The 15,300-nt window shown below is 68.9% G+C and carries 14 protein-coding genes; 11 read left to right on the forward strand and 3 right to left on the reverse strand.

Features of this window, described 5'->3' with window-relative positions; translation table 11 throughout:
• Positions 1 to 9: 9 nt before the first annotated feature.
• On the reverse strand, positions 10 to 768 hold the full coding sequence (locus C0481_RS04355) for an SDR family oxidoreductase (RefSeq protein ID WP_293401025.1): 759 nt from the start codon (positions 766 to 768) through the stop codon (positions 10 to 12).
• Between the two features lie 101 nt (positions 769 to 869).
• Positions 870 to 1,691 (reverse strand): SDR family NAD(P)-dependent oxidoreductase, encoded by an 822-nt coding sequence (locus C0481_RS04360; protein WP_293401027.1) that lies wholly within the window; start codon positions 1,689 to 1,691, stop codon positions 870 to 872.
• 83 nt (positions 1,692 to 1,774) lie between these two features.
• Here C0481_RS04360 and C0481_RS04365 point away from each other — a divergent pair, with 83 nt between their 5' ends.
• Entirely contained in the window at positions 1,775 to 3,004 is a 1,230-nt protein-coding gene (locus C0481_RS04365) for an acetyl-CoA acetyltransferase (RefSeq protein ID WP_293401029.1), read from the forward strand.
• A gap of 123 nt (positions 3,005 to 3,127) precedes the next feature.
• Here C0481_RS04365 and C0481_RS04370 read toward each other — a convergent pair whose 3' ends face one another.
• Positions 3,128 to 4,150 (reverse strand): hypothetical protein, encoded by a 1,023-nt coding sequence (locus tag C0481_RS04370; RefSeq protein WP_293401031.1) that lies wholly within the window; start codon positions 4,148 to 4,150, stop codon positions 3,128 to 3,130.
• A 108-nt stretch (positions 4,151 to 4,258) separates the two neighbouring features.
• Between C0481_RS04370 and C0481_RS04375 the strand changes: the two genes are divergently transcribed.
• From C0481_RS04375 to C0481_RS04415, 10 genes are all read left to right on the forward strand, one after another.
• A complete protein-coding gene (locus tag C0481_RS04375) occupies positions 4,259 to 5,413 on the forward strand; it encodes an acyl-CoA thiolase (RefSeq protein WP_293401033.1) in 1,155 nt (384 codons plus the stop codon).
• Positions 5,414 to 5,425: 12 nt separating this feature from the next.
• Positions 5,426 to 7,108: a class I adenylate-forming enzyme family protein gene (locus tag C0481_RS04380; protein ID WP_293401035.1), complete on the forward strand. Its 1,683-nt coding sequence runs from the start codon at positions 5,426 to 5,428 to the stop codon at positions 7,106 to 7,108.
• Between the two features lie 240 nt (positions 7,109 to 7,348).
• Positions 7,349 to 8,536, forward strand: coding sequence for an acyl-CoA dehydrogenase family protein (locus tag C0481_RS04385; protein ID WP_293401037.1), 1,188 nt, complete (start codon positions 7,349 to 7,351; stop codon positions 8,534 to 8,536).
• 149 nt (positions 8,537 to 8,685) lie between these two features.
• Positions 8,686 to 9,630, forward strand: a complete 945-nt coding sequence (locus tag C0481_RS04390; RefSeq protein WP_293401039.1) for a helix-turn-helix domain-containing protein — start codon at positions 8,686 to 8,688, stop codon at positions 9,628 to 9,630.
• Between the two features lie 58 nt (positions 9,631 to 9,688).
• Positions 9,689 to 10,036 (forward strand): PRC-barrel domain-containing protein, encoded by a 348-nt coding sequence (locus C0481_RS04395; RefSeq protein WP_293401041.1) that lies wholly within the window; start codon positions 9,689 to 9,691, stop codon positions 10,034 to 10,036.
• A 106-nt stretch (positions 10,037 to 10,142) separates the two neighbouring features.
• Entirely contained in the window at positions 10,143 to 10,604 is a 462-nt protein-coding gene (locus tag C0481_RS04400) for a GtrA family protein (RefSeq protein ID WP_293401043.1), read from the forward strand.
• A 196-nt stretch (positions 10,605 to 10,800) separates the two neighbouring features.
• Positions 10,801 to 10,887: a potassium-transporting ATPase subunit F gene (locus C0481_RS21865; RefSeq protein ID WP_363223149.1), complete on the forward strand. Its 87-nt coding sequence runs from the start codon at positions 10,801 to 10,803 to the stop codon at positions 10,885 to 10,887.
• Between the two features lie 12 nt (positions 10,888 to 10,899).
• A complete protein-coding gene (kdpA, locus tag C0481_RS04405; protein WP_293401044.1) occupies positions 10,900 to 12,609 on the forward strand; it encodes a potassium-transporting ATPase subunit KdpA in 1,710 nt (569 codons plus the stop codon).
• Between the two features lie 20 nt (positions 12,610 to 12,629).
• Complete coding sequence (gene kdpB, locus C0481_RS04410) at positions 12,630 to 14,699, forward strand: potassium-transporting ATPase subunit KdpB (RefSeq protein WP_293401045.1); 2,070 nt, start codon at positions 12,630 to 12,632, stop codon at positions 14,697 to 14,699.
• Between the two features lie 115 nt (positions 14,700 to 14,814).
• Positions 14,815 to 15,300: TorF family putative porin (locus tag C0481_RS04415; RefSeq protein WP_293401046.1), on the forward strand; the 486-nt coding region annotated here is incomplete at its 3' end.

Below are 15,300 nucleotides of genomic sequence, written 5' to 3' on the forward strand. Positions count from 1 at the left end.
CGTTTCCCCCTACCGGCCGGTCGAAATTTCAGTCGCCTTGAGCATCTTGGCCATCTGGCGCTCCAGGCCCTTCGGATCGCGGGCCTGGGCGGCGCGCGTCTCAATGGCCATGCGGTCGGTGTCGACCTCGTCCTGGCCGCGCTCGACGGCCTTGATGCCGGCCTTGGCGATCACCGAGGGCGGCTCCTTGGCGCCCTTCACGTGCTCGGCCATGCGGGTGTCGACCGAGCCGACGATCAGCGCCGAGACGGTGGTGCCCTGGTCGGCCAGCTCGGCGCGGATGCACTGGGTGGCGGCGCGCATGGCGAACTTCGAGGGGCTGTAGCCGCCCATGTTCGGGGCCGCCAGAATGCCGCCGACCGACAGCACGTTGATGATCCCGCCGCCGCCGTGCTTGGCGAGCGCAGGCGCGAAAGCGCGGCACATGGCGACGGGGCCGAAGTAGTTGACCTCCATCTCCTCGCGCGCGCCGGCCAGGGTGTCGGAGCCGATCAGCAGACCGTGAGTGAAGGCCCCGGCGTTGTTGACGATCAACGAAACGTCGGGCCGCGCGGCGGCGATCGCCGCGATCTGGTCAGGCTGGCTGACGTCGAGCCCGACCGCCGTCACCTTGCCGGGGTAGTCGGCCTCCAGATGCTTGGCCGAGGCCGGGTCGCGCGCGGCGGCGTAGACGTGGGCAGCGCCGGCGGCGACCAATTCGCGCACGAACGCCTCGCCGATGCCGCGGTTAGCCCCGGTGACCAGGGCGACGGAATCCTTGACCTGCATGAAGGCCCCTCAAGCTGCATGAGCGCGCGTTTCCTCCCCGCGCCGTTTTTAGTCTTTATATGAAAGCTACACGAACGATGCTGCGGTGCAAGGGGCTTGGGCTAGCGATCCACGTACGCGGTCCACGGCGCGGCCGGGTCGCGGTGGTCGGTGCTGAACCAGCGCGGGAAGCCGTGCAGGGTCTGGCCGCCGTCGACCAGCAGGCTGGTCCCGGTGACGTAGCCGGACGCCGAACTGCACAGGAAGGCGGAGGCCTGCGCCACCTCCTCCGGGCGGCCGGCGCGACCGAGCGGCGTGGCCTTGGCCAGGGTCTCGGAGACGCCGGGCTCGGCCAGCAGGCTCTCGGTCATCGGGGTCTCGATAACGCCGGGCAGCACGGCGTTGACCCTGATTCCATAGGCCCCGAGCTCGGAAGCCAGGATCTTGGCCAGCATCACCAGCCCGGCCTTGGAGGCGCAGTATGCTGAGAGCAGATCGGTCGGAAACGCCGCCCCGGACGAGGCGTTGATGACGATGGCGCCGCCGCTCTGGCGCATCCGCCGCGCCGCCGCCTGGACGACCAGGAACGTGCCGTCGAGGTTGATCGCGGTGTGCCGCTTCCACTCCTTGGCCTCGATCTCCATGACCGGGCGATAGCGGCCGTAGCCGGCGTTGGCGAAGCAGAAGTCGAGCCGCGCGCCGGTGAAGCCGTCCACCTGCTCGAACACCGCCGCGATGCTGTCCGGATCGCCCTGGTCGTAGCCGGCGATCTCGACGGAGAGCCCCTCCCCGCGCCAAGTTTCGGCCAGCTCGCTCAGGTCCTCCAGCCGCCGGTCGAGGGCCACGACCTTGGCCCCGCGCTGCGCGAACAGCCGCACCGCCGCCGCGCCCATGCCGCCGGCCGCCCCGGTGACCACGCCTGTCCTGCCCTCGAAATCCCGCATGCCGGCCTCCCTATAACTTGCATTTACGAACCGATACCTTAGGCTCGCCGGCAAGATCACGAAAGATCAGGTTGGAGGAAGCCATGGCGATCTATCTTCTGGGCGGTCATCAGAGCGACTTCGCCCGCGCCTGGTCGCGCGAGGGCCTCGACCTGTCGGACATCCTGCGCGACGGCATCCTGGGCGCGCTGGACGCCTGTAAGCTGGACGCCTCCGACATCGACGCCGTCCACGTCGGCAACGCCTTCGGCGAGCTCTATCGCGGCCAGGGCCACCTGGCGGCGATGGTCGCTCAGGTGGTTCCCGAGTTGCACGGCGTTCCGGCCATGCGCCACGAAGCGGCCTGCGCCTCGGCCTCCATCGCCGTGCTGACCGCCACCGCCGAGATCGAAGCCGGCCGCTACGACTGCGTGCTGATCGTCGGCGCCGAGGAAGAGAAGAACCTGCCGGGCGACGAGGCCTCCAAGGTCCAGAACGCCGCCTCCTGGCAGGGCCGCGAAGGCATCGACTGCCGCTTCATGTGGCCGGCGGTGTTCGGTCGCCTCTCCCAGGAGTACGGCGAGCGCTACGGCCTGGACCGGCGGCACCTGAACCGGATCGCCGAGATCAACCTGACCAACGCCAAGCGCAATCCGCTGTCGCAGACCCGCAAGTGGGCGTTCACGCCCGAGAACTTCACCGACGACGATGCGGCCAACCCGATCATCGAGCCGGGCACCCGGCGCATGGACTGCGGCCAGATCACCGACGGGACCAGCGCCATCGTGCTGTGCTCGGACCGCTTCATGGAGCGCTACGCGGCCCGCCGCGGGGTGAAGGCGAGCGACTTCCCGCAGATCCTCGGCTGGGGCCACACCAACGCCGGCATCCGCTTCCTCGACAAGATCGAGCGCTCGAAGGGCCAGGACTACATCTTCCCGCACGTGCGCAAGGCGATCACCGACGCCTGGGGCCGGGCCGGCATCGCCGGGCCGCAGGATCTGTCGGGCGTCGAGACCCACGACTGCTTCACCTCGACCGAGTACATGGCCATCGACCACCTGGGCCTGACCGCGCCCGGGCAATCCTGGCAGGCGGTGGAGAGCGGCCTGATCGAGCTGGGCGGCAAGTGCCCGGTCAACGCCTCCGGTGGGCTGATCGGCGTCGGCCACCCGGTCGGGGCCACCGGCGCCCGGATGCTGCTGGACGCCGGCCGCCAGGTCACCGGCACCGCCGGCGACTACCAGGTCGAGGGCGCGCGCACCTACCAGACCCTGAACATCGGCGGCTCGCTGGGCACCGTGGTCAGCTTCGTCGTCGGGCGGGCGGGGTAGCTCCCAATTCCTCCCCCGCTGGGGGAGGTGGCGCGCAAAGCGCGACGGAGGGGGACTGCTGAGTCATCAAGCCCCCTCAGTCAGCTTCGCTGACAGCTCCCCCAGCGGGGGAGCAATTTTGGCCTAGCCCCGCCACAGCCCCGGCGGCGCGGCGATCACCTGGGGGATCGCGGCCAGGACCATGCCGGCAACGGCGTACTGCTCGGGTTTGGTGCGGACGCCTGGATCCGGAGTCTCGGTCAGATCCATGGAGAGACGCACGCCGGGCAAGCCAGTCACTTCGATCGCCCAGTGCGGTTTGCTGGCGAAGGCCGGCAGGCTCATGTCCATCACCCAGTTGACCGCATGGGTGATGCGTCGCACGCCGCCGACTAGACCGTGCATGCGCCAGGTGGTCGCCGCCACCGTCCCGGCCCGCACGACCCCGGCGCGGACGTCGAGGTCGTGGTCAGCCAGGGTGACGGCGTGGTCGGCCTCGATGGCGTCGAGTTCGATCCCGAGCCTCTGAGCCAGGGCCGCGACCGACTGGGCGTACATGTCGGTGAAGGTCCGGGCGAGCGGACCGTCCTTGAGGTCCAGGCCAGCGGGATCGGCGCCCATGCCCAGCGCGCCGAACACATAGGCGGCGTTGGGGATGCCCGAGCAGTCGATGACTTCGCTCGTCGTGACGTGGTCCATCCGCAGCGAGATCCCAGCCACCGCCGCGGCGACCTTTTCGGCCGCCCAGCCGGGATTGACGCCGACGCCGGCCAGGGTCGCCCCGCCCCTGCGCGCGCTAGTCTCCAGGTCCTGCGCATAGGCCGCGCCCAGCGCCCAGGGGTGGAAGTAGTTGTTGATCGAGATGACGTTCTTGCCGCTTTCCAGCAGCCGCTTCACGTCGGCGTCGTGGCCGTCATAAGGGCTGGCCAACATCGGACAGTGCAGCACGACGTCGGCGTCGAGGGCGAGGATCTCGTCGATCGAGCTAGTCGCCACGACGCCCGTCGCCGGCCGTCGGGCGATCTCGCCGGCGTCGACGCCCGCCTTCGCGGGCGAATAGACATAGAGCCCGACAAGCTCCAGATCGGGCGCGTCCAGCACGGCCCGCAGGCAGGTCTTCCCCATCGATCCGGTCGCCCACTGCACGACCCTAGCCTTGCGCGCCATGCCCGCTCCCCGCTCACCTTTCGTTAGCTTGCATTCCAAGACTTATCGTGGCAAGCCGGAGCATGGCCAGACGCCCGATCAAGGGCGCGGCCGGGAGGAAACACGCACGTGGACGCCTGGATCTACGACGCCGTCCGCACCCCGCGCGGCAAGGCCCGCCCGGACGGATCGCTGGCCGCCAACAAGCCGCAGGAACTGGTAGGAGCGCTTGTCGATGCCCTGGAGGCCCGCGGCCACGATCCCCGCGCCAGCCAGGCCATGGTGCTGGGCTGCGTCGGCCAGGTCGGCGACCAGGGGGCCAATATCGCCCTGGTGTCCAAGCTGCATTCCGGCGTCTCCGAGGACGCTTACGCCTTCACGCTCAACAACTACTGCGTCTCGGGCCTGACCGCGATCGGCCATGCGGCGACCATGGTCGCCGGCGGCGCGATCGACCGCGCGTTGGCCGGCGGCGTCGAGATGATGTCGCGCGTGCCGTTCATGGGCGACAACGCCGGCTACTATACCGACGACAGCTTCCCGAAGCGCTCGCGCTACATCCCGGTGGTGGTCGCCGCGGACCGGCTGGCCCAGGCCGAGGGCGTCACACGCGAGGCATTGGACGCCGTCGCCCTCGCCTCCCAGGTCCGCACCGGCCAGGCGGAGGCGAACCCGGCCCTGATCGCCTCGCGCATCGCCGTCGGCGCGGCCGGCGTCGAGGAGTGCGCTCGGCCGCAGACGACCGCCGTGTCCCTCGCCGCCATGCCCGCCGCCTTCGCCCCGCTGGCGGCGACCTATGCGCAGGCGCTGGAAGGCCCGATCGACCACCGCCACACCATCGCCCACGCCCCACCGGTCTGCGACGGCGCTGGACTGGCGCTCGTCGGCGGCGCACCGAGCGGCGGCCGCAAGGCCCGCGCCCGCATCCTCGCCTACGCCGAATCCGGCGGCGACCCGCAGGCCTCGCTGCTGGCCGGGTTCTCGGCGATGGACAAGGCGCTGGAGAGAGCCGGTCTGAACCTGGGCGACATGGACCGCATCGAGTTCATGGAGGCCTTCGCCGTCACCATCGCCAAGTTCCTACGCGATCGCCCCGCTGACCCGGCCAAGGTCAATGTCGGCGGCGGCCACCTGGCCAAGGGCCACCCGATGGGGGCGACCGGCGCGATCCTGCTGTCGTCGCTACTGGACGCCCTGGACGCCGCCGAGGGCCGCCTGGGCCTTGTCGTCGCCACCGGCGCGGCCGGGGTCGGCGCGGCCATGGTGGTCGAACGCCTCGCCTGATCGGAGCCGACGATGATCCTTGTTCCTGCCGACCACATCGCCGCGTACCGCGCCAAGGGCTGGTGGGGCGAGACCACGATGGTTGACCTGCTGGACCGCCACGTAGCCGAACGGCCCGGCGACGACGCGCTGATCGATCCGCCGAACACCGGGGCCATTATCGGCCGACCTCCGCGCCGCCTGACCTGGCGCGAGCTCGGCGCCGAAGTCGATCGTCTGTCCGCTGTGTTGCACTGCGCGGGGCTGGCCAAGGACGATATCCTACTGGTCCAGTTGCCCAACGTGGTCGAACTGACCCTCGCCTACCTCGCCGCCTTCAAGCTGGGGGTCATCGTCACCCCTGCCCCGGTGCAATACCGCGAGAACGAGCTCTCCAGCATCGTGCGCCGCACCGCGGCCAAGGCAGCGATCACCGGCGCCGTTATCGGCGGGCACGACCACGTCGCCCAGCTTCGCGGCCTGCCGCTGGACCATATCTTCAGCGTCGGCGCGGCGCCCGGCGCGCAGGAGCTCGGCGCGGCCATGGCCGGCGCGCCCCCTGAACTGCTTGCCGCGGCCCAGGCCGCCGCCTCAGCCGCCGCGATCACCGCCGACGACGTGGCGACCATCTGCTGGACCTCCGGCACCGAGGCCGAGCCCAAGGGCGTGCCGCGCAGCCACAACGAGTGGCTGATCATGGCGCAGGGCGTGGTCGCCGCCGGCCGCCTGTCGACAGGCGCGCGGCTGCTGAACCCGTTTCCGATGGTCAATATGGGCGGCGTCTCGACGGCGCTGGCCGGCTGGCTGCTGATCGGCGGGACCCTGATCCAGCACCATCCGTTCGACCTGGCCGTGATGCTGCAGCAGATGCGCGAGCACGCCATCGACTACACTGTGGCGCCGCCGGCGGTGCTGAACCTGCTGGCGCACGACCCCAAGCTGCTGGAGGGCGTGGACTTCGGCCGTCTGCGCGCGATCGGCTCAGGCTCAGCGCCGCTGTCGGAAGCGATGATCCGCGCCTTCCATGACCGCTACGACGTCGAGATCGTCAATTACTTCGGCTCCAACGAGGGCATGTCGCTGTGCGGCACGTCCGACGACATTCCCGGGCACGGCGAGCGGGCGACGTTCTTCCCGCGGGTCGGCGCGCCGGGCTTCGACTGGGCCTACCCGCTCAACGACCGGTTCTTCACCCGTCTCGTCGATCCGGACACCGAGGAAGAGATCACGCAGCCCGGCCGTCACAGCGAGATGCGGATCAAGGGGCCGACCGTCTTCGCCGGCTACTGGCGCGCGCCAGAGCTGACCGCCAAGGCGTTCGACGCCGACGGCTGGTTCCGCACCGGCGACCTGTTCGAGATCGCCGGCGACCAGGCGCAGTACTACCGCTTCGTCGGGCGGTTGAAGGACATCATCATTCGGGGCGGGATGAACATCTCGTCCGAGGAGATCGAGAGCCACCTGATGGCCCACCCGGAGGTGGCCGACGCCGCGGTGGTCGGTTCGCCCGACGCGCGGCTGGGCGAGCGGGTCTGCGCCTTCGTCGTGCCGCGGCCGGGCAAGGCCCTGGACCGCGAGGCGATCAACGCCTTCCTGACCGACGAGCGCAAGGTTGCGGTGTTCAAGCAGATCGAGCGGCTGGAGATTCTGCCCGCCCTGCCCCGCAATCCGGTCGGCAAGGTGCTGAAGCGCGACCTGCGGGCGACGCTGGTCTAGCGCCATGTGCCATCCCGGTTTGCGAAGCAAGACCGGGACCCATGAACACCGTACTGGCAGTCAGCAGCACGACCGCGCCACGGCCGGCCCACACATGAGCGAATGGGTCCCGGACAAGCGCTGCGCGCTTTCCGGGATGACACCCTTAGAAATGTCGCCAGCGAGGGGCCTCACCCATTGCCCCACCCCGTGCGCGCCATTAGTATCATTTCGCAAGTAACAAGTCGGGAGGACGAACTGATGGCTGCGGCGGACAAACCTCGCCTGGATTTCGATGGGCTGCGCCCGCCGAGCCCGTTCCTGACTGAGAAGCACGACGCCTGGCGCCAGCAGCTGCGCACCTTCATCGAGGCGGAGATCAACCCGAACCTCGACGCCTGGGACGCGGCGGCGACTTTCCCCGACGAGCTCTACGTGAAGGCCGCCAAGGCCGGGGTCCTGGGCATGGGCTTCTCCGAGGACCTGGGCGGCACAGGCGAGGACATCGACCTCTACCATCGCATCATCTTCGCCGAAGAGTTCTTCCGGGCCGGCTCGGGCGTGGTGTTCGCCGACCTGGCCACCCACTGGATCGCCCTGCCGCCGATCATCGCCTTCGGCCCCGAAGAGATGCGCGAGCGCGTCGCCAAGCCGATCCTGCGCGGCGAGAAGAAGATCGCCTTCGCGGTCACCGAGCCGTCCGGCGGATCGGACGTTGGCGCCTTCCAGACCACCGCCGAGAAGCGCGGCGACACCTACATCGTCAACGGCGGCAAGACACTGATCTCGGGCGCCACCCGCGCCGACTTCCTACTGACAGCAGTGCGTACCGGCGGTCCTGGCGTCGGCGGGCTGTCGCTGCTGATGATCGAGGCTGACCGCCCTGGCGTCTCCAGCGCCCCGGTCAAGGGCCTCGGCTGGTACAACGGCAACAACGGAACGCTCACCTTCGACAATGTCGAGGTGCCGGCCGCCAACCTGATCGGCGTCGAGAACCGCGGCTTCGCGGGGCTGGCCAATCAGTTCAACATCGAGCGCTTCAGCGGCATCGCCGCCACCCTGGCCATGGCCCGCACCGCCATCGCCGAGGCCATCGACTGGTCCCGCCAACGTCACACCTTCGGCCAACGGCTGATCGACCACCAGGCCATCCGCCACAAGATCGTCGAGATGATCCAGCGGGTGAACGCCTGCTACGCCTTCCTCGACATCCTGGTCTGGCGCTTCCACCGCGGCGAGACCCCAGTGGCCGAACTGGCCATGATGAAAGTCCAGGCGACGACGACCCTGGAGTTCGTCGCCCGCGAGAGCCTGCAGGTGCTGGGCGGTCGCGCCTATACCGGCGACAACCGCGTCGAGCGGATCTATCGCGAGGCCCGCATCTTCGTGATCGGCGGGGGCTCGGAAGAGATTCTGCGCGATCTGGCCGGACGGCAGCTCGGGTTCTGAGGCGTCGGCGGGCCTCGAGGTCGCCAGCCTACGGGCCCGCCGGATTTGCTTTCAAAAATGGACTTTCAGTGTCCAGTTGGGGCCTCGCGGCGGCCAATCCCAACTGGACATAGGGGTTGTGCGGCTATACGCCTGGATGCAGGAGACCCATGGCCCGCACCCGCAAGATCATCAAGAACTCCGTCCACCGAGCGCTGAACACGATCGGCGACCGCTGGAGTCAGCTGATCATCCAGGAGGCGTTCCGCGGGGCGACCCGCTATGAGGAATTCCGCGCCCGCACCGGCGCGCCGCGCAACACCCTGTCCAACCGCCTGCGTGGCCTGGTCGCCAGCGGCATCTTCGAACAACGCGCCCATCGCGAGGGCGCGGCCCGTCAGTCGTACCACCTGACGCCGATGGGCCTGGACCTGTTCGACTCGGTGCTGATCGCCTGGTGCTGGGGCATTCGCTGGGACGCCACCGCGCCCAATGGCCCGGCCGGGCTGGTCCACACAGAGTGCGGCAAGTCGATGCTGCCGATGATGGTCTGCCGCCACTGCGGCGGCGACATCTCGCTGCATACCTGCAGCCATCATCCGGGACCGGGAGCCGGCTACGAAGAGGTCGAGATCGCTCGCCTGCACCGCCGCCGCCAGTCAGGCGCGGAGGACGCCGCTCGACCGGTGGCCGACGTCGTCGACATGACCGGCGACCGCTGGACGGGCCTGGTCATCTCGACCCAGTACTTCGGCATTCACCGGTTCGATGACATCCAGTCGATGCTGGACATCGCCACCAACATCCTGACCGACCGGCTGCGCGTGTTGGTGACCAATGGCGTGTTCGAGCGGCGGCTCTACGAGATGTCGCCGCCGCGCTACGAGTACTGGCTGACCAAGAAGGGCAAGGACCTCTATCCGCACGCCCTGGCCCTGCTGGTCTGGGCCGACAAGTGGCTGCTGGAAGACGATCAGCCGCCGGTCATAGTCACCCACAACCAGTGCGGCCACCCCGTCGACAGCGTGGTCATCTGCAGCGAGTGCCGTCACCCGCTCACCCCCGAGACGGTGACCGAGCGTCGAACCAAGGACCGCAAGGCCAGCGCGGCCTAGCGCGCCGCGGGATCGAACAGCCTAGCTAGGCGTTCCCCACGCGAAATGGAGGGACGCCATGAGCCTGGACAGCCTGATGATCCGTAGCGCCAACCTGCTGGGCGCGCCGTTGAAGGACGCTTCCGGCAAGAAGCTAGGCACGATCCGCGAGATCTACTTCGAGCGCGACACCGGCAAGGCGCGCTTCGTGGCGCTGGAGTTCGGCGGGCTGTTCGGGACGAGCGGCAAGTTCCACCCGATCCCCTGGCGGGCGTTGCGCTACGACGAGCCGTCGGACAGCTATCTCACCGACCTGACCAAGGACCTGCTGAAGAACAGCCCGGCCTACGACCGCGAGCAGTTGAACGACACCGCCTACGGATGGAGCGAGCAGGCCGAGCGCTACTTCCGCGCCGATCCAGTCTAACCGGCCTGGAGCTGGGCGGCGGGCGGCGCGACGCGTAGTAATGCCTTGAGTGAAAATCTGTGCGGGCGTGAGCGATTTCTCAACCTCTACGCGCCAGGATTGCGTCATGGCGTCCCAAAACGACCATCAAGACGTTCTGACAGCGGCCCCCAGCTGGAAGCTGGCGAGCTTCGACCTGCTGCGCTTTGCGCGGTTCCTGGGCGTCGGTGGCCTGGCTGCGGGCACGAACTTCACCTCGCGCTTCGCCTGGAGCCTGGTGCTGCCGTTCGAGGCGGCTGTGATCTGCGCCTACGCCACCGGCATGGCGCTCGCCTTCGTGCTGTTCCGGGTCCTGGTGTTCCCCGGCTCGCCGCTGCCAATCGCCGTGCAGGCGCGCAACTTCCTGATCGTCAACGCGATCGGCGCGACCCTGACCTTCCTGACCGCCACGCTGCTGGTGCGCGGAGTGTTCCCGATGATCGGCTTCACCTGGCACGCAGAGACCATCGGCCACGCCATGGCGATCGCCGTGCCGGTGGCGACCAGCTGGATCGGCCACCGCCGCTTCACCTTCGCGCGCAACGGCTGAGCACCCGACCTTTACGTTTCCCTTATGCGCGGCGGGCGGGTCCCGTCTCGAACCCTGACGCTTGAGGGGCGCATCCTCCTGGCCTGAACCTGGCTATGGAGGCTTCTGCCTTGGCGGATCTCATTTTTCTCGGCGTCGGCGCGGGGGCGTTCGCCCTGTTCGCGCTGTTCGTCGTCGGATTGAGGCGCATCTGAAGATGCTCGTCGATCTTCTCTGGGCGGGCGGCGCGATCGCCGTGGCCGTCTACATGCTCGCCGCGCTGCTGCGCCCCGAGCGCTTCTGACGGATCACTGACATGACTTGGCAAGGATGGGCGGAGATCGCCCTGACGCTGGCCGTGGCCATTGGGCTCGGCTGGCCTCTCGGCGTCTATATGTCCCGGGTCTGGAATGGGGAACGCACCTGGCTCGACCCGGTGCTGCGTCCCGTCGAGCGGCTGGTCTATGCCGGCTGCGGCGTGGATGCGAACAAGAGCCAGACCTGGTTCGGATATGCCGCCGCGCTGCTGGCGTTCAACGCTGCCGGCTTCTTCCTGGTGTACGCGATCCTGCGGCTGCAGGGCGGACTGCCGCTGAACCCGCAGGGGTTCTCGGGCGTCAGCGAGCACCTGGCCTTTAACACCGCGGTGAGTTTCGTCACCAACACCAACTGGCAGTCCTATGGCGGCGAGACGACCATGTCTCAGTTCAGCCAGATGGCCGCCCTGACAGTGCAGAACTTCGTCTCCGCCGCCACCGGCGCGGCGATCGCCGCGGCCCTGGCCCGCGCCTTCATCGGCCATCGCGCCGAGGGCGTCGGCAACTTCTGGGCCGACCTCGTCCGCACCACGCTCTACGTCCTGCTGCCCTGCTCGATCGTGCTGGCCCTGACGCTGGTCGCCCTGGGCGTGCCGCAGACCCTGCAAGCCTCGGCCATCGCTTCGACGGTCGAAGGCGGCGAGCAGAAGCTGTCGCTGTTCGCCGTCGCCAGCCAACTGGCGATCAAGCAGCTCGGCATCAACGGCGGCGGCATCTTCAACGTCAACTCGGCCCACCCGTTCGAGAACCCGACCCCGCTCACCAACTTCCTGACCGCGGTTTCGATCAACGTCCTCGGCTGGGCCGCGTTCTTCGCCTTCGGCCGCTCAGCCCGCGCCTTCAAGGACATCCGCGCCCTAGTCGCCGCCGCAGCCGTGCTGCTCTCGCTCGGCGCGTCCGGAATCTATGCCGCCGAGACCCAGGCCCCGCCAGCTCTGGTCGCCGCCCACGTCGACGCCAGCGCCAACATGGAAGGCAAGGAGGTCCGCTTTGGTCCTGCCGCCTCGGCCGCCTGGACCGCCCAGACCACCGGCGCCTCGAACGGCTCGGTCAACGCCATGCACGGCAGCTACATGCCGCTGGGCGGCGGCATCGCGATGTTCCTGATGATGCTGGGCGAGATCTTGCCCGGCGGCATCGGTTCGGGCATCGCCATCATGGTGGTGATGGCCTTGCTGGCGGTGTTCATCGCCGGGCTGATGGTCGGCCGCACGCCCGAGTATCTGGGCAAGAAGGTCGAGGCCAAGGAGATCAAGCTGGCCATGCTGGCGGTGCTGGTCGTGCCGCTGTCGATGCTCGGCTTCTCGGCCATCGCCGCGGTGCTGCCGGAGGCGCTCAAGGGTTTGCTGAACCAAGGCCCCCACGGCCTGTCGGAGATCCTCTACGCCTACGTCTCGACCACGGCCAACAACGGCTCGGCCTTCGCCGGCCTGACGGCCAATGCGCCCTGGTGGAACACCACGCTCGGCCTGGCCATGCTGATGGGCCGCTTCGTGCCGATCGTGGCGGTGCTGGCCATCGCCGGCTCGCTGGTCGCCAAGCCCAAGCTGGCCCCGTCCGCCGGCACCCTGCCCACCGACAGCGGCCAGTTCGTCGGCCTGCTGATCGGCGTGATCCTCATCCTCGGCGGGCTGCAGTTCTTCCCGGCCCTCGCCCTCGGCCCGATCGTCGAGCACTTCCAAGTGCTCGGCGCCGTGGCCGGCCGCTAATCTTCGCAAGGCGTCAGAAAATGACCGCGTCCTACGCACCGCAAGGCGAGAGCCGCCGCAAGGCCTCGACCCTCGCCACCAGCCTTTCGGGTCCGATGATCGCCCGCGCCGCGCGCGATGCGGTGGTCAAGCTCGACCCCCGCAAGTTGACCGGCAACCCGGTGATCTTCGCCACCTGGATCGTGGCCCTGCTGGCCACCGCCTCGACGATCAACGAGATCGCCGCTGGCCGGGACTTCGGCTTCGAGATCCAGATCGCGCTCTGGCTCTGGGCCACCGTGCTCTTCGCCAACCTGGCCGAGAGCGTCGCCGAGGGCCGGGGCAAGGCGGCGGCCGACTCCCTGCGCGCCGCCCGCGTCACCACCAAGGCCAAGCTGATCGTCGACCCGACGACCGGCACGGTCGTTCCCACCCCGGCCCACAAGCTGGGCGTCGGCGAGGTGGTGCTGGTCGAGGCCGGCGACGTGATCCCCGCCGACGGCGAGATCATCGAGGGCGTCGCCTCGGTCAATGAGGCCGCCATCACCGGCGAGTCCGCGCCGGTGATCCGGGAAAGCGGCGGTGACCGCTCGGCCGTCACCGGCGGCACCACTGTCGTCTCGGACTGGATCAAGGTCCGCATCACCTCGGAGGCCGGCCAGACCTTCCTCGACCGCATGATCGCGATGGTCGAGGGCGCCGACCGCCGCAAGACGCCCAACGAGGTCGCCCTGGCCGTGCTGCTGGCCGGCCTGACCCTGATCTTCCTGATCGCGGTGGCGACCCTGCTGGGCCTGGGCAAGTACTCCGGCGTGGTGCTGTCGCCGATGGTGCTGGGCGCCCTCTTCATCACCTTGATCCCCACGACCATCGGCGGGCTGCTGTCGGCCGTCGGCATCGCCGGCATGGACCGGCTGCTGAAGGTCAACGTGCTGGCCACGTCGGGTCGGGCCGTCGAGGCGGCCGGCGACGTCGACACCCTGCTGCTCGACAAGACCGGCACGATCACCTTCGGCAACCGCATGGCCACCGAGGTCATCCCCGCCCCCGGCGTGCGCCCGGAAGTCGCCATGCGCGCCACCCTGATGGCCTCGCTCGGCGACGAGACCCCGGAAGGCCGCTCGATCGTCGAGCTGGCCCGCGCCGAGGGCTTTGACCACGAAGCGCCCGCGCACGGCACGATCATCCCGTTCAGCGCCACGACCCGCCAATCTGGGCTCGACGCCGACGGTCAGTCGTGGCGCAAGGGCGCGGTGGACGCGGTGATCCGCAGCCTGGACCTCGCCCCCGAGCAGGTTCCGGCCGAACTGTCGGCGAGCGTCGACCGCATCGCCCGCTCGGGCGGCACGCCGCTCGCGGTCAGCGAGAACGGCGTCCTGGTCGGGGTGATCCACCTCAAGGACGTGGTGAAGCCCAACGTGAAGGAGCGGTTCGCCGACCTCCGCCGCATGGGCCTGCGGACGGTGATGATCACCGGCGACAATCCAGTCACCGCCGCGGCCATCGCCTCCGAAGCCGGGGTCGACGATTTCCTGGCCGAGGCCACGCCGGAGGACAAGCTGCGGCTGATCCGCGAGGAGCAGGCCAAAGGCCGGCTGGTCGCCATGTGCGGCGACGGCGCCAACGACGCCCCCGCCCTGGCGCAATCCGACGTCGGCGTGGCCATGCAAACCGGGGCCCAGGCTGCCCGCGAGGCCGGCAACATGGTCGACCTGGACAGCGACCCGACCAAGGTCATCGAGATCGTCGAGGTCGGGAAGCAGATGCTGATCACCCGTGGCGCGCTGACCACCTTCTCGATCGCCAACGACGTGGCCAAGTACTTCGCGATCATCCCGGCGATGTTTGTGGCCGCTCTACCCGCGTTGGGAGCCCTTAACATCATGGGCCTGTCGAGCCCGGAGAGCGCCATCCTGTCAGCGGTGATCTTCAACGCCCTGATCATCGTGGCGCTGATCCCGCTCGCGCTTCGCGGCGTGCGATACCAGGCGATCGGCGCAGCCAAGCTGCTGTCGCGCAACCTGCTGCTCTACGGCCTGGGCGGCCTCGTCGCCCCGTTCGTCGGCATCAAGCTGATCGACCTCGCCATCTCCGGCCTGGGGCTCGCCTGATGGTCATGCGCGAAACCCTCGTCTCGCTCGGGCTGATCGCCCTGCTCTTCGCCTGCGCCTTCCTGGGCGCGGTCATCTGAACGCCCCTTCAGAAATCCAATCTAGGACCCGCTTAATGTTTTCGTTCCGCCTCAGCCTCGCCGCCGCCAGCCTGTCCGCCGCGTCGCTGTTCTCCCTCCCCGCCTTCGCCCAGGATGACAGTGGCCCGCTCGACCTTTCGTTCAACGTCGGAGCCGCCACCGACTATGTCTGGCGCGGCGTCAGCCAGACCGACGAGAACCCGCAGATCTCGGGCGGCGTCGACGCGACTGTCGGCGGCATGGTCTACGGCGGCGCCTGGCTATCGAACGTCGACTTCGGCGACGATACGGACTTCGAGCTCGACCTCTACGCCGGCGTCAAGCCGCAGCTTGGCCCGGTGAACCTCGACTTCGGCATCATCTACTACGGCTACATCAACGCACCGACGGGCTCGGACCAGGACTTCGTCGAGTTCAAGGCCGCCGGCTCGACGCCAGTGGGACCGGCGACCCTCGGCGCCGCCGTCTACTACTCGGACAACTTCTTCGGCGACACCGGTCCGGCGACCTATGTCGAGCTC

Origin of the sequence: Phenylobacterium sp., from assembly GCF_013822795.1 — a bacterium.
Lineage (GTDB): Bacteria > Pseudomonadota > Alphaproteobacteria > Caulobacterales > Caulobacteraceae > Phenylobacterium.

Excerpts from the sequence above, each read along its gene's own strand:
- C0481_RS04365 (WP_293401029.1), top strand. The coding sequence starts at position 1,775 with ATGGCGATCTATCTTCTGGGCGGTCATCAGAGCGACTTCGCCCGCGCC.
- C0481_RS04385 (WP_293401037.1), top strand. The coding sequence starts at position 7,349 with ATGGCTGCGGCGGACAAACCTCGCCTGGATTTCGATGGGCTGCGCCCG.
- C0481_RS04400 (WP_293401043.1), top strand. The coding sequence starts at position 10,143 with ATGGCGTCCCAAAACGACCATCAAGACGTTCTGACAGCGGCCCCCAGC.
- kdpA (WP_293401044.1), top strand. The coding sequence starts at position 10,900 with ATGACTTGGCAAGGATGGGCGGAGATCGCCCTGACGCTGGCCGTGGCC.
- kdpB (WP_293401045.1), top strand. The coding sequence starts at position 12,630 with ATGACCGCGTCCTACGCACCGCAAGGCGAGAGCCGCCGCAAGGCCTCG.
- C0481_RS04355 (WP_293401025.1), bottom strand. The coding sequence starts at position 768 with ATGCAGGTCAAGGATTCCGTCGCCCTGGTCACCGGGGCTAACCGCGGC.
- C0481_RS04370 (WP_293401031.1), bottom strand. The coding sequence starts at position 4,150 with ATGGCGCGCAAGGCTAGGGTCGTGCAGTGGGCGACCGGATCGATGGGG.
- C0481_RS21865 (WP_363223149.1), top strand. The coding sequence starts at position 10,801 with ATGCTCGTCGATCTTCTCTGGGCGGGCGGCGCGATCGCCGTGGCCGTC.
- C0481_RS04380 (WP_293401035.1), top strand. The coding sequence starts at position 5,426 with ATGATCCTTGTTCCTGCCGACCACATCGCCGCGTACCGCGCCAAGGGC.
- C0481_RS04360 (WP_293401027.1), bottom strand. The coding sequence starts at position 1,691 with ATGCGGGATTTCGAGGGCAGGACAGGCGTGGTCACCGGGGCGGCCGGC.
- C0481_RS04390 (WP_293401039.1), top strand. The coding sequence starts at position 8,686 with ATGGCCCGCACCCGCAAGATCATCAAGAACTCCGTCCACCGAGCGCTG.
- C0481_RS04395 (WP_293401041.1), top strand. The coding sequence starts at position 9,689 with ATGAGCCTGGACAGCCTGATGATCCGTAGCGCCAACCTGCTGGGCGCG.